Source organism: Bradyrhizobium murdochi (assembly GCF_000472965.1).
Taxonomy (GTDB): Bacteria; Pseudomonadota; Alphaproteobacteria; order Rhizobiales; family Xanthobacteraceae; genus Bradyrhizobium; species Bradyrhizobium murdochi.
The window spans coordinates 915,201-928,495 of record NZ_AXAU01000001.1 but is presented as its reverse complement, the minus strand read 5'-3'; the positions used below and the strand labels follow the sequence as shown (position 1 = coordinate 928,495).

The window sequence follows — 13,295 nt, the reverse complement described above, 5'->3', positions numbered from 1 at the left end:
GTCGTGTCGTCGCGCTATCGCAGAAGTGCTGATAGGTTCAGCGGCAACCGACCAAGGGCACGCATCAAAGCGGGGTGAATCCCGCCCTCGTATCCATCATCTCACTGGGGAGAACATCACCATGGAACTGACACGTCGTCACGCACTCACTGGCGCTGCGGCGCTCGCCGCCGCGCCGCTGTTGCCGCAGGCGGCCGCCAGGGCGGCCGCCCCGGTGGCGGACAAGCAGGCGCCGAGCTTCTATCGCTACAAGGTGGGCGATGCCCAGGTGACGGCCATCTCTGACGGCGTCAACAATTTCGCGCTGCCCGACACGTTCGTGCTCAACGCCAAGAAGGACGAAGTGAACGCGGCGCTCGAAAAGGCCTTCATGCCGAAGGACAAGATGTCGATCCAGTTCGCGCCGCTGGTCATCAATACCGGTGGCAAGCTCGTGGTGGTCGATACCGGTAACGGCGCCGCGGCCTTTGCATCGAGCAAGGGCAATGTCGGCCAGTTCGGCGCCAACATGGTTGCCGCGGGCTTCGACCCCAAGGCGGTCGACATCGTCGTGATCTCGCACTTCCACCCCGATCACATCAACGGCCTCCTGACCGCGGAGAACGCGCCGACCTTCCCCAATGCCGAGGTGCTGGTGCCGGCGGCGGAATGGAAATATTTCATGGACGACGGCGAGATGAGCCGTGCGCCGGAAGGGCGGATGCAGACAACGTTCAAGAACGCCCGCCGCGTGCTCGAGGCTGGCCTCAAGAAGAAGGTGACGCCCTATGAGTGGGGCAAGGAAGTCGCGCCCGGACTGACGGCGGTGGAAACCATCGGCCATACGCCGGGCCATACCTCCTATGTTCTCGCATCCGGCTCCGACAAGGTGTTCATCCAATCTGATGTCACCAACCTGCCTGCGCTGTTCGTCACCAATCCGGGCTGGCACCTGATGTTCGACCAGGATCCGGCGTTGGCGGAAAAGACCCGCCGCCGGGTCTACGACATGCTGGTCGCCGACAAGATGCGGGTCCAGGGCTTCCATTACCCGTTCCCGGCCAATGGTTTTGTCGAAAAGGACGGCAATGGCTACCGGCTGATCCCGGCGCCGTGGAGCCCGGTGATTTAAGCTGCAAGCTGTCATTCCGGGGCGCGCGCCAAGCGTGCGAACCCGGAATCTCGAGATTCTCAGGTGCGCAATTGCGCACCATAGTTCGATGCTCCGCATCGCTCCGGAATGACGGGTACAGCTTGACGTTTAGCCGGCGCGGCCTTATAGCCGCGCCCATGATTTTCGCTTCGACCATCTCCATCGCTCGCCGCCGCCGCGCCATCGTCGCGGTATGGGCGGACGTCTACGTTTGAGATTGTCGCCTCTGCCGCCGGATCGGGTCCCGCGGCTTCTCCCTTTTCCAGAAAACGCGGTCTGAACTGGCGGCTCCTACGTCAAGCAGGAGTTTGAAATGTATACGCCACCACCGTTCAAGTCCGACCGCACCGCGAGCCTGGCGTTCGCGGAAGCGCGCGGCTTTGGTCTGGCTTGCGCGTGGGATGGCTTAAAGCCCGTCGCCTCGTCGCTGCCGTTCTATCTGACCTCGGCCAATGACGGCACGCCGCACGTGGCGTTTCACGTTGCGCGGCAAAATCCGCTGGCGAAGCTCGCCGACGGCGCGACCCCGTGGCTGTTGGCCGTCAATGGCACCGATACCTATGTGTCGCCAGACTGGTACGTGTCGCCGGATCAGGTGCCGACCTGGCTCTATCAGGCGGTGCATCTGACCGGTCCGGTGCGGGTGATGTCGGACGATGAACTCGCCGAGCAGATCGATACGCTCAGCGCGAAGTTTGAGGAGCGGCTATTGCCGAAGAAGCCATGGCTGTCGTCAAAGATGACGGCGGGGCGGCTGGCGGCGATGAAGAAGGCGATCGTGGGCCTCGAGATGACGGTCGAAGAGGTGGAGGGCAGCTTCAAGCTGAACCAGCACAAGTCGGACGCCGACTATACCGCGCTGGCCCAGGCGCTCGCCTCGCAAGGCGACGCCGACGCGCGCGAAATCGCAGCCCTGATGCGCGCGGCACGGCCGCTGGCATTCACGGCGGTTACGGTACAAGACAAGCAAACGACGACGCCTGAAGAAAGGAACGCGTGATGAGCTCGAAAAAGAAGATCGGCATTCTTGGTGCCTCCGGTTACACCGGAGCCGACGCGGTGCGCCTGTTGGCGCGGCATCCGAACGCCGAGATCACCGCGCTCACCGCCAACACCCACGCCGGCAAGTCGATGGGCGACGTGTTCCCGCATTTCTTCATGCTCGATCTGCCGAAGCTGGTCGAGTGGGAGAAGGTCGACTGGACCAGCCTCGACGCGGTATTCTGCGGGCTGCCGCACGGCACCACGCAGGAGATCATCGCCGCCGTCCTCAGGGCCAACCCCAACATCAAGGTGCTCGACATGTCCGCCGATTTCCGGCTGCGCGACAAGGACACCTATGCGCAATGGTACGGCCATGAGCACCGGGCGCTCGAACTGCAGGGCGAAGCCGTCTACGGCCTCACCGAATTCTACCGCGAGAGGATCGCGGCCGCGCGGCTCGTCGCCTGTCCCGGCTGTTACCCGACTGCGGCGCTGCTTGCGCTGGTGCCGCTCGCCAGGGCAAAACTTATCGACGTCGACGACATCGTCATCGACGCCAAGTCGGGCGTTACCGGCGCCGGGCGCGGCTTGAAGCAGAACACGCTGTTCAGCGAGGCGGGCGAGGGGCTGTCGCCCTACTCGGTCGGCACCCACCGGCACGCGCCCGAGATCGAGCAGGAGATCGGCGTCGCCGCGGGCGCTGCGGTGACGGTGAACTTCACGCCGCATCTGATTCCGATGGCGCGCGGCGAACTCTGCACGTCCTATGTTAGGCTGAGCGGCGGAGCGACGCCGGACGATTTGCGGGGTGCGTTGGAGAAGGCTTACGCCAACGAGCCCTTCGTGCATGTCGCCAAGAAGGGTGTGCTGCCGCAGACCCAGAACGTGCGCGGCTCCAATTATGTGCAGATCGGCGTCGTCGCCGACCGCATCAAAAACCGGGCGATCGTGATTTCCACGCTCGACAACCTGGTGAAGGGCTCAGCCGGGCAGGCGATCCAGAACATGAACCTGATGTTCGGATTGCCCGAGACGGCCGGGCTGGAGCAGATCGCGCTGTTTCCGTGATGTGAGGTGCTGCGGTGGACGAGGAGACGCTGCGATTCTACCGTGGCAACGCGGAAGCGTATGCCAAGCGCACGTTCACCTCGCGTCAGGCGCGGCTGACGGCGTTTCTGGCGCAGATTCCGTCGGGCGCTTCCATTCTCGAACTCGGCTGCGGCGCCGGCGGCGACACAGCGGAAATGCTTGCGCGCGGGTTCGATGTCCGCCCGACAGACGGCTCGCCGGAAATGGCTGATATCGCGTCAAAGCATCTCGGCCGCACCGTCGAGACGCTGCTGTTTCATGAACTCGATGAGGTCGAGGCCTATGACGGCGTCTGGGCCAATGCCTGCCTGCTACACGTTCCGCGCAACCAGCTTGCCGACGTTCTGAGATTGATCTGGCGCGCGCTGAAACCCGCCGGCTATTTCTTCGCGAGTTTCAAGGAAGGCGACGGCGACGGCCGCGACGCGCTCAATCGCTACTACAACTATCCCTCGCCGGACTGGCTGCGCGCGGCTTACGCCGAGGCGGGCAAATGGGATTCGCTGTCGATCGAGAGCGGCGAAGTCAGAGGCTTTGACGACAAGATGGCGTCGATGCTGTTCGTTGTTGCCAAAAAAAGACTTACGGCTCGCAAGGCATCGTAACGTAGTTCCACCAGTTGAGCGGGCAATTCGTGGAACCTGTGGCGGCCTAGCTACAGAATCGGGGACAAGAAACCAGTAAAGATGCGTTCGAAGCCCCGGCGGCACGCCTGCCGGGAATGCCGGACTGGGAATGCCGTAAATGAAAATGAAGAAGTACCTCTTGGCCACCGCTCTCGTTGGCCTGGGATGCGCTCCGACATTCGCCGCAGACCTGGCCGCCCGGTCTTACACCAAAGCTCCCGCACTGGCAGCCGTCTACGATTGGACCGGCTTCTATGTCGGCGTCAACGCGGGTGGAGGGGTCGCGCGCGACCGCACCCGACATCAGCCGTTTCCGGGGCAAGACTATTCGCTTTACCTGCAGCCTCAAGGCGCGCTCGGTGGCGGGCAGATCGGATACAACTGGCAGACGAATTCCGTACTCGGGCCGATCGTCTTTGGTGTTGAAGCGGATATCCAGGGAGCTGGCCTCAGCGACGACCGCACCAATTTGAATTTCGGCGGCGGCTTGCTTACGAACTACAGCCAGAAGCTCGACTGGTTTGGAACCGTTCGCGGACGTGTCGGCCTGGCCAAGGGACCGGTGTTGAGCTACGTCACGGCCGGATTTGCCTATGGCGACGTCAACACCACGATAACTCAGTCGGGACCGGGTCCGGTTCCGGTGACGTTTTCAACCGATCGTACCCAGGGTGGATGGGTGGTGGGCAGTGGTGTGGAGGCTGCGCTGGTCGGCAATTGGACCGGAAAGATTGAACATCTCTATCTGAACCTCGGCAACCGGACCGACTTCGCCGCACCGTTGTTCTTCCCAAGCAACGTGAATACCGAGATCCGCCAAAATATTTTCCGCGCCGGCTTGAACTACCGGATCGGCGGCAACTCGAACTACCAGCCGGTGGCTGCGGCCAATTGGAGCGGTTTCTATCTCGGCGGCAATTTCGGGTCCGGATACGGCCGTGACCGGAGTTCGCTGAGCGTGCCGATTGGTCCGTTCGTGGACACCTTCAACCTGGCCCCCGATGGTTTCATTGGTGGCGTGCAGGCGGGCTACAACTGGCAGGCCGCTAACTGGGTGTTCGGCTTTGAGGCGGATATTCAGGGGTCGACCCTGCAAGACGACAAGACTTGCGTGTTGAGCTGCGGGTTCGCTGGAGTGAGCGCGGCTTACGATGCCACCCTGCCATGGTTCGGCACGGTTCGCGGGCGGCTAGGTTATTCGGTCGGGTCGACGTTGTTCTATGCGACCGGCGGTCTTGCTTACGGCAGCATCAAGACGAAGATCAACACGACCTCCTTCGTCGGCCCGGTGACGCAATCGTTCTCGCATACCAATACCGGCTGGACCGCGGGTGCGGGCATCGAAACGCCGTTTACGCTGCTGGGATTGCTGGGTCCAAATTGGACGACCAAGACCGAGTATCTCTACGTCGACCTCGGTTCGACGTCGGACAGCTTTGTCTTCGGCGCTGTTCCGGCGACGACGACCCGTTCGGTTACCGAACACGTCTTCCGCACCGGCATCAACTACCACTTCAATTCGCCGGTTGTTGCGAAGTACTGAGCGCCATTTAACGACGCACTAACGAAAATCCCCGGGGCGAAGCCTTCGGGGGTTTTTCATTGACATTCGAGATGCGAAAGGGAGCCTCAAATCACCGGATGACCGCAGGCGGGATCATACGGGCTTATGTGACGATCCATTCGAGCAGGGCGTTTTGCGCGTGTAGAAGATAAGCCTTTGCAGCGGCACTCTGGCAAGCTGGATGATGCATTGCATCAGCAGTGACTTCCTTTCCCTCGAAACGGGTGGGCAGGGAAGGAAAATGACATCGGGTCGGCATTTCGCCAGAACAGACGCCGAAATCCGGTATTCCCGCATCTGTTCTTCATGTGCCTCACTTGGCCATGAGTCGGTAACGATCACGTCCGCATTCAACAGCTCTGCGAGATCGGTGCTCGCAGCGAAGTTTGGACCCAATAGTGAGACGTCTTTGACGTGCCAATTTTCCGGATAGATCTGTCTGACCTGGATAGGCATCGAGATGGAAGCTTCGACCCACGATCGGAAGATGTTGGCGTCCGGAGCAACGCCGACGACCTTCATTCCCTCAAGCGTTCCTCTCTTGCTTTGGACATAGGCGAGATCGCCAAGTGTTTCGCAAGGGTGATTGGACATCGTTCTCGCATTTACCACCGCGGCTTTGGCAACTGATGCGAGCTCTTTCAAAGTCGATAGCTCTTTGGTGCGGATAACCAAAATGTCGAACCAGTTGTCGAGGTATCTCGCTAGATCCGCCGTGGTTTCATGGCCATTGAACCTGATTGGCGATTGTACACAGATGCCCACCCATGGTCTGTACGCCGAGATCAAAAGCAGTGGTATTTCTCCATCCACCATCGTCGGCAATGAGAGCAACACGTTTGCCGGACAAGCTCTGAGGGATCGTGCGATCGTTCCAGGCTGTCGCCAGCGACTGAGCGCGATCGATGAGGGAAAAGATGATTTCTTTTGGCAATCCGTGGAATTCAAGAAAGTCCTTGTTGGATTCCATGCGCATTCTCGCCTAAGGGGCTCGCTACAGCCCGGCCCGGAATCTCAAGATTCCGGGGTTCGCCCCTGGGCGCCCCGGACAACGATGCAGGGAGATGGATTGCCGAGCGGATGTCGCCTCAGACCACTCTGAAGATCGCCAGCGCCAGCACGGCTTGCGCCAAGAAGCCGACGGTGAAGGCCAGCGTGCGGAATACCGGCAGGCCCAGCGTGTAGACGATAAGGTGCGCAACACGCGACCAGAAATAGACCGCGCAGGCGAGCACGGTCCATCTATCGGAATAGTCGATCGCGTGCAGGATCAGGACCAACGGCGCGAAGATCACGAGGTTCTCGACCGCGTTGTCATGCGCGAACATCATCCGATTGGCCCAATCCGCGTGCGGCTTGTCGCTGCGCGAGGGGTTGGCCATGGCGCCGGAGAGGCCGCGCACCTGACAGCGATTGATGATGTAGGGGACCCACATCAGCCCGGTCAAAATCACGGTCAGAGTCAGCCAGAACAATTCACGCGTTATTGGTTGCGTCATGGTTTCCCCTCAACGATTCCCGCCATGGGATGGCCGGTTATACCCAACAGCGCGCCTCAGTGCTACGCGCGCACCTTGACGTAGCTGCCGGGTGCGTCCTCGATCGGCGGCATCTCCTCGGAACCGACGGCGCGCGCGGGCACGCGCTCGGTGTCGATGCCCTCCAGCCATTGCAGCCAGTCGGGCCACCACGATCCCTTGTGCTCGGTGGCGTTCTTCATCCAGTCGGCGAGCGTGACATCCTTGATGTTGTTGTTGGTCCAGTACTGGTACTTGCCCGCGTCCGGCGGGTTGACCACGCCTGCGATGTGGCCCGAGCCGGACAGCACATATTTGACCGGGCCACCGAAGAACTGCGAACCGTAGAGCACCGAGTCCGCCGGCGCGATGTGGTCCTCGCGTGTCGCTAGGTTGTAGACGGGCACCTTGACCTTCGACAGGTCGAGTAGGGTGTTATCGAGCACCATGCTGCCGGAGGAGAGCCGGTTCTCCAGGTAGCAGTTGCGTAGGTAATAGGAATGGTTGGCCGCCGGCATCCGCGTGGCGTCGGAGTTCCAGTGCAGCAGGTCGAAGGAGGAGGGCGGCTGGCCCTTCAGGTAGTTGCTGACGACATAGGACCAGATCAGGTCGTTGGAGCGCAGCATGTTGAAGGCCATCGCCATCTTGCTGCCTTCGAGAACGCCCCGCGCTTCCATCTCGCGCTCCAGTGTCGCGATCTGGTCTTCGTCGACGAACACGAGCAGATCGCCGGCATGGGTGAAGTCGACCTGCGCCGCAAAGAACGTCGCCGAGGTGACGCGCTGGCGCCGCTTCTCGGCGAGCCAGGCCAGCGTCGACGCCAGCAGGGTGCCGCCGACGCAGTATCCGGCGGTATGGACCTTCATCTCGCCCGTCACCTTTTCGATGACGTCCATCGCGGTCAGCGGGCCTTCCTTCATATAGTCGTCGAAGGTTTTCTTGCCGAGTTCCTTGTCCGGATTGACCCAAGAGATCACGAAGACGGTGATGCCCTGATCGACGCACCATTTGATGTAGGATTTTTCCGGCTTGAGATCGAGAATGTAGAACTTATTGATCCAGGGCGGCACGATCAGGAGCGGCGTGCGCAACACCGTTTCCGTGGTCGGCGTGTACTGGATGAGCTGCATCAGCTCGTTCTGGTAGATCACCTTGCCCGGCGTCGTCGCCATGTTGACGCCGACTTCGAGATTCGACGGATCGGACTGACGGATGCGCAGCATGCCGCGCCCGGCCTCGATGTCCTCGGCCAGCATCTTCATGCCACGAACAAGGTTGTCGCCGTTCGAGGCCAGCGTCTCGCGTAGCACTTCCGGATTGGTGAGCACGAAATTCGACGGAGAGATCGCGTTGGTGATCTGCTGAACGTAGAACTCGGCCTTCTTGCGCGTGTGCGGATCGACGCCTTCGGCGTTTTTCACCAGTTCTTGCGCCCATTGCGCGGTGAGCAGATAGAGCTGCAGCACGAAATCGAAGAACAGATTCGACTTCCACTCCGGATCCTTGAAGCGCTTATCGCGCGGCGACGGCTCGATCGCAGGCTTGGCCTGTTCGCCGGCCATGCGGCGCACCGCAGAGCCCCAGAGATCGAGATAGGCTTTGCCCATTCTGATCTGCAGAGCTTCGGCGCGCTCCTTGTCCGTCAGCCAGTATTCCGCCACCTTGGTGAAGGTTTTGACGACCTCGCCGATTTCGCTGGGCGGCTTGTCCTTCGGCTCCCCGTCCTCGCGCGGCTTGAGATAGGCCGCGAGCGCCTGGCCGCTCGTCTCCATCGCTTTGGCGATGTTCATGGCGAAGGCTTCGGCGTTGAAAGTTGTCGAAGCCTGGGTTTCGGTGTTGACGTCACTCATATCAGGGACACTATAGCTTCATTTTGCGTTCGTCACCGCGTGGATTGGTGGCAACAAGTTTGAGTTAACCCTGTTGCACTGCGATAAAGTTCTTGTGTTCTGACCGACACATTGCAGCCGCATCGGCTCGGTTTGCTCTTTGGGCTTTAATCGTTTCGGGCGACAATGGTTTGAACGGTTCTAGCGAAATCAACGCCGCGGGACGATTTTGCGTTGCAAGGCTCGTACCAGCACATAGATGTCGTCGCGATGCGCGTGCACTGCATCAGGTAGTTGGGGATTTCCGGAACGGATGGCGGTGGATCGAACGATAAGGCTGTGGTCGGTTGCCACGCTGCTTGCGGCAGCGCTTGCGCTCGGCGGCTGCTCGACCCAGATCGCTGATATGCCGGGCTTCGGCCTGCCGGCTGACGCCCCAGAGCGCCCGAAGGAAGCTGGTGGCTATCTGCCGGTTCACGACCTGCCGCCGGACCGCAACGAGGAGGCGATGAAGCCGGCCGAGTTGGCTAAAATCCAGGCAGAATTGACCGCCGCTCGCGACCGTCAGGCGACCGCCGCTACCCCGCCAAAACCGGCCAAGAAGTGACCTAATTACTGGCGCTGCCGGGCTCCCGTGCTAAAAGAACCCAATTCAACCGCATTGCGGGTCCAGAGCCTAGAGACCTCGCGCCTGAATTCGCTCCAAATCCTTGATTGGACGCGATTTTTGGACGAAGCCGATCGGGTTTCGTAGCGCGCGCAGGTTCCGTTCGATTCTGTCCTGCCGGTTGTCGGAGCAAGGGTCCCATGGAAGATTTTTATCGCATTCGCCGTCTGCCGCCTTACGTGTTCGAGAAGGTCAACCAGGCCAAGGCGGCCGCGCGCAATGCCGGGGCCGACATCATCGACATGGGCATGGGCAATCCGGATTTGCCGACGCCGCCCCATGTGCTCGAGAAGCTGAAGGAGACGCTGGGCAAGCCGCGGACCGATCGCTACTCGGCCTCGCGCGGCATCAATGGCCTGCGCAAGGCGCAAGCCGCCTATTACGGACGGCGGTTCGGCGTAAAGCTCAATCCGGATACCCAGGTTGTTGCGACGCTGGGTTCGAAGGAAGGTTTTGCCAATGTGGCGCAGGCGATTACCGCGCCCGGCGACGTCGTGCTGTGCCCCAATCCGAGCTACCCGATTCACGCCTTCGGCTTTCTGATGGCGGGCGGCGTGATTCGCTCGGTGCCCTCGGAACCGACGCCGCAGTTTTTCGAGGCGGTGGAGCGCGCGATCATTCATTCGATCCCGAAGCCGATTGCGCTAATCGTCTGCTATCCATCCAATCCGACCGCCTATGTCGCCGAGCTCGATTTCTACAAGGACCTGGTGGCGTTCGCGAAGAAGCACGAGATCTTCATCCTGTCGGATCTGGCCTACGCCGAAGTTTATTTCGACGACCGGAATCCGCCGCCCTCGGTGTTGCAGGTTCCCGGCGCAATCGACGTCACCGTCGAATTCACCTCGATGTCGAAGACGTTCTCGATGGCGGGCTGGCGCATGGGGTTTGCCGTCGGCAACGAGCGGATCATTGCCGCGCTGGCGCGGGTGAAATCCTACCTCGACTACGGCGCGTTCACGCCCATTCAAGTCGCGGCCACCGCTGCGCTGAACGGGCCGGACGATTGCATCAAGGAGATGCGCGACACCTACCGCAGGCGCCGCGACGCGCTGGTCGAATCGTTCGGCCGGGCCGGCTGGGAGATTCCGCCGCCGCAGGCTTCGATGTTCGCCTGGGCGCCGCTGCCGAAAGCCTTCGAGGGCGTCGGCAGCATGCAGTTCGCGACGTTGATGGTGGAGAAATCAGGCGTGGTAGTTTCGCCCGGCGTCGCCTTCGGCGAGCATGGCGAGGGCTATGTCCGCATCGCCATGGTGGAAAACGAGCAGCGTATCCGCCAGGCCGCACGCGGGGTGCGCCGCTTTCTTGAAAGCGGCATTGAAACGTTGCACAACGTGGTTCCTCTCGCCAACCGGCGCTAATTCCTTTTATTGCAGGTTCTCTCATTCATGGTCGCACCCCTGAGAGTGGGTATCGCGGGGCTCGGCACTGTTGGTGCCGAGGTCGTCCGCCTCATCGAAGAGCAGTCGCGGACGCTTGCCGAGCGCAGCGGGCGCGGGGTGCGCGTCGTTGCCGTCACCGCGCGCTCGAAGGCGAAGAAGCGTTCGCTCGATCTGCGCGGCATCGACTGGGCGAAAAGCCCGCTTGATCTGGCCAGCGACGCCAACGTCGATTGCTTTGTCGAACTGATGGGCGGCGCCGGCGATCCGGCGCTGTCGGCGATCGAAGCGGCGTTGAAATCCGGCAAGTCGGTGGTAACAGCCAACAAGGCGCTGATCGCCAAGCACGGCGTGCGGCTGGCGAAGGCGGCCGAGAAGCACGGCGGCGCGTTCAACTACGAGGCGGCGGTCGGCGCTGCCATTCCCGTCATCAAGACGTTGCGCGAAGGGCTTGCGGGCACCGGAGTCAACCGCGTCTATGGCATCCTCAACGGCACCTGCAATTACATCCTGACCCGGATGGAGCAGGAAGGCTTGTCGTTCGCCGAATGCCTGAAGGACGCGCAGCGGCTGGGCTATGCCGAAGCCAATCCGTCCTTCGACGTCGACGGCCATGACACGGCGCAGAAGCTCGCGATCCTGGCGAGCCTTGCCTTCGGCACCAAGGTGGCGCAGAGCGCGGTCTATGTCGAAGGCATCTCCTCGATCGCGCCGGAGGATCTTCGCGCCGCCGAAGAGCTCGGCTACCGCGTAAAACTGCTCGGGGTCGCGGTGCGTACCGCCAAGGGCATCGAGCAGCGCGTGCATCCGACCATGGTGCCGAAATCGTCTTCGATCGCGCAGGTGATGGGCGTCACCAATGCGGTGACCGTCGACGGCGAGGGCATTCCCCCGATCACCCTGGTGGGGCCGGGCGCCGGTGGTGCCGCGACGGCGTGCGCCGTCGTCGCCGACATCGCCGACGTGGCGCGCGGCATTCGCGCAAAGCCGTTCGGCCGCCCGGTGGAACGGCTGCGCGACACCACCAAGGCGCCGATGGAGCGGCATGAGGGCGGCTACTACATCCGCCTGATGGCGCGCGACCTCGCCGGCACCGCCGCGACCATCGCCACCCGCCTTGCCGAACAGAAGATTTCGCTGGAATCGATCGTGCAGCGTCACCCCGAAGGTGTCGACGCGAACGGCGCAACGAAGAAAGGCGCACCGGTTCCGGTCATTCTGATCACCTACGCAACATCAGAGGATGCGGTCTATCGCGCGCTGGAGGCGGTGCAGCGCGACAAGGTGATCAGCGGCCGGCCGCAGGTGATACGAATCGAGAAAAACTAGCGCGCGATTTGCAAGGGATTGCGCGCTCAATGGTTGAAGACGGGCCGGGGGCCCGGCGAAGATTTAAGGAGTGCTCGCTATGTCGACCCATATTTCCGTTCCGCCGCAATTGCTGCTCGAGCGCATTCTCACGCTTGAAATCGTGCGGGTGACGGAACGTGCAGCCGTTTCGGCCGCGCGGCTGCGCGGCCACGGCCAGGAGAAGGCGGCGGACCAGGCTGCAGTCGACGCGATGCGCCGCGAGCTCAACAAGCTGCCGATCGAAGGCACCATCGTGATCGGCGAGGGCGAGCGCGACGAGGCGCCGATGCTGTTCATCGGCGAGAAGGTCGGGCTGAATGCCGGTCCGCAGGTCGATATCGCCGTCGACCCGCTGGAAGGCACCACGCTCTGCGCCAAGAACATGCCGGGCGCGATCGCGACCATGGCGATGGCCGATGGCGGTACGCTGCTGCACGCGCCCGACGTCTACATGGAGAAGCTTGCGATCGGCCCGGGCTACGCCAAGGGCGTCGTCGAGCTCGACGCTTCGCCTGCCGACAATGTCCGCCGGCTCGCCAAAGCCAAAGGCGTCGAGCCTGGCGCGATCACAGTCCTTGTGCTCGATCGGCCGCGCCACGCCGACATCATCGCCAGCATCCGCTCGACCGGCGCCGCGGTACGGCTGATCACCGATGGCGACGTCGCCGGCGTGATCCACTGTGCCGACCCCGACAACACCGGCGTCGACATGTATATCGGCACCGGTGGCGCGCCCGAGGGTGTGTTGGCGGCGGCGGCGCTGCGCTGCATCGGCGGGCAGATGCAGTGCCGGCTGATCCTCGACAGCGAGGAGAAGCGCGAGCGCGCGCACAAGATGGGCGTGACCGATCCAAAAATGATCTACGGAATCGAGGACATGGTGCGGGGCGATTGCCTGTTCGCGGCCACCGGCGTCACCACGGGTTCGCTGCTGACGGGCGTCAAATTCCGCAAGGATGACGTCATCGAGACCGAAACGGTGGTGATGCGCTCAGTGACGGGCACGGTGCGTTACATCAAGGCCGAGCACCGGCAGTTGGACAAGTTTCATCTGGATTGAAGATACTCCCTCGTCGTTCCGGGGCGATGCACAGCATCGAACCCGGAACCTCGAGATTCCGGGTTCGCGCTGCGCGCGCCCCGGAATGACGAAGAAGA

The 13,295-nt window shown here is 62.1% G+C and carries 11 protein-coding genes and 1 pseudogene; 9 read left to right on the top strand and 3 right to left on the bottom strand.

The annotated features are described in order from the left end of the window. Positions 1-121: 121 nt before the first annotated feature. The 5 genes from YUO_RS0104740 to YUO_RS0104720 all read left to right on the top strand — a co-directional run bounded on the left by YUO_RS0104740 (position 122) and on the right by YUO_RS0104720 (position 5,374). Entirely contained in the window at positions 122-1,111 is a 990-nt protein-coding gene (locus tag YUO_RS0104740) for an MBL fold metallo-hydrolase (RefSeq protein ID WP_028346251.1), read from the top strand. Positions 1,112-1,445: 334 nt separating this feature from the next. Next, entirely contained in the window at positions 1,446-2,132 is a 687-nt protein-coding gene (locus YUO_RS0104735) for an FMN-binding negative transcriptional regulator (RefSeq protein ID WP_028346250.1), read from the top strand. Further along, positions 2,132-3,184: an N-acetyl-gamma-glutamyl-phosphate reductase gene (gene argC, locus YUO_RS0104730; RefSeq protein ID WP_028346249.1), complete on the top strand. Its 1,053-nt coding sequence runs from the start codon at positions 2,132-2,134 to the stop codon at positions 3,182-3,184. Before YUO_RS0104735 ends, argC begins: the two co-directional genes overlap by 1 nt. Positions 3,185-3,198: 14 nt before the next feature. Further along, a complete protein-coding gene (locus YUO_RS0104725) occupies positions 3,199-3,810 on the top strand; it encodes a class I SAM-dependent methyltransferase (protein WP_028346248.1) in 612 nt (203 codons plus the stop codon). Between the two features lie 145 nt (positions 3,811-3,955). Beyond that, complete coding sequence (locus tag YUO_RS0104720; protein ID WP_028346247.1) at positions 3,956-5,374, top strand: outer membrane protein; 1,419 nt, start codon at positions 3,956-3,958, stop codon at positions 5,372-5,374. 124 nt (positions 5,375-5,498) lie between these two features. On the opposite strand, the pseudogene YUO_RS39750 reads toward YUO_RS0104720, so the two are convergent. The 3 genes and pseudogenes from YUO_RS39750 to YUO_RS0104705 all read right to left on the bottom strand — a co-directional run bounded on the left by YUO_RS39750 (position 5,499) and on the right by YUO_RS0104705 (position 8,762). Next, positions 5,499-6,371: pseudogene (locus YUO_RS39750) on the bottom strand (ornithine carbamoyltransferase). Between the two features lie 112 nt (positions 6,372-6,483). Further along, positions 6,484-6,882, bottom strand: coding sequence for an MAPEG family protein (locus YUO_RS0104710; protein WP_028346246.1), 399 nt, complete (start codon positions 6,880-6,882; stop codon positions 6,484-6,486). A 74-nt stretch (positions 6,883-6,956) separates the two neighbouring features. Then, entirely contained in the window at positions 6,957-8,762 is a 1,806-nt protein-coding gene (locus tag YUO_RS0104705; RefSeq protein ID WP_028346245.1) for a PHA/PHB synthase family protein, read from the bottom strand. A 292-nt stretch (positions 8,763-9,054) separates the two neighbouring features. Between YUO_RS0104705 and YUO_RS0104700 the strand changes: the two genes are divergently transcribed. The 4 genes from YUO_RS0104700 to glpX all read left to right on the top strand — a co-directional run bounded on the left by YUO_RS0104700 (position 9,055) and on the right by glpX (position 13,197). Further along, positions 9,055-9,348 (top strand): hypothetical protein, encoded by a 294-nt coding sequence (locus YUO_RS0104700; protein ID WP_051379217.1) that lies wholly within the window; start codon positions 9,055-9,057, stop codon positions 9,346-9,348. Between the two features lie 200 nt (positions 9,349-9,548). Beyond that, positions 9,549-10,769 (top strand): LL-diaminopimelate aminotransferase, encoded by a 1,221-nt coding sequence (locus YUO_RS0104695; protein ID WP_028346243.1) that lies wholly within the window; start codon positions 9,549-9,551, stop codon positions 10,767-10,769. Between the two features lie 27 nt (positions 10,770-10,796). Next, complete coding sequence (locus YUO_RS0104690; RefSeq protein WP_028346242.1) at positions 10,797-12,116, top strand: homoserine dehydrogenase; 1,320 nt, start codon at positions 10,797-10,799, stop codon at positions 12,114-12,116. Between the two features lie 79 nt (positions 12,117-12,195). Next, positions 12,196-13,197 carry a class II fructose-bisphosphatase gene (glpX, locus tag YUO_RS0104685; protein ID WP_028346241.1) on the top strand — a complete coding sequence of 334 codons (1,002 nt, stop codon included), beginning with the start codon at positions 12,196-12,198 and terminating at the stop codon, positions 13,195-13,197. Positions 13,198-13,295: the final 98 nt, after the last annotated feature.

Bases quoted from the DNA above. Each gene is read 5' to 3' on its own strand.
- YUO_RS0104740 (WP_028346251.1), top strand. From the start codon at position 122: ATGGAACTGACACGTCGTCACGCACTCACTGGCGCTGCGGCGCTCGCC.
- YUO_RS0104705 (WP_028346245.1), bottom strand. From the start codon at position 8,762: ATGAGTGACGTCAACACCGAAACCCAGGCTTCGACAACTTTCAACGCC.
- YUO_RS0104700 (WP_051379217.1), top strand. From the start codon at position 9,055: ATGGCGGTGGATCGAACGATAAGGCTGTGGTCGGTTGCCACGCTGCTT.
- YUO_RS0104690 (WP_028346242.1), top strand. From the start codon at position 10,797: ATGGTCGCACCCCTGAGAGTGGGTATCGCGGGGCTCGGCACTGTTGGT.
- YUO_RS0104735 (WP_028346250.1), top strand. From the start codon at position 1,446: ATGTATACGCCACCACCGTTCAAGTCCGACCGCACCGCGAGCCTGGCG.
- YUO_RS0104695 (WP_028346243.1), top strand. From the start codon at position 9,549: ATGGAAGATTTTTATCGCATTCGCCGTCTGCCGCCTTACGTGTTCGAG.
- argC (WP_028346249.1), top strand. From the start codon at position 2,132: ATGAGCTCGAAAAAGAAGATCGGCATTCTTGGTGCCTCCGGTTACACC.
- glpX (WP_028346241.1), top strand. From the start codon at position 12,196: ATGTCGACCCATATTTCCGTTCCGCCGCAATTGCTGCTCGAGCGCATT.
- YUO_RS0104720 (WP_028346247.1), top strand. From the start codon at position 3,956: ATGAAGAAGTACCTCTTGGCCACCGCTCTCGTTGGCCTGGGATGCGCT.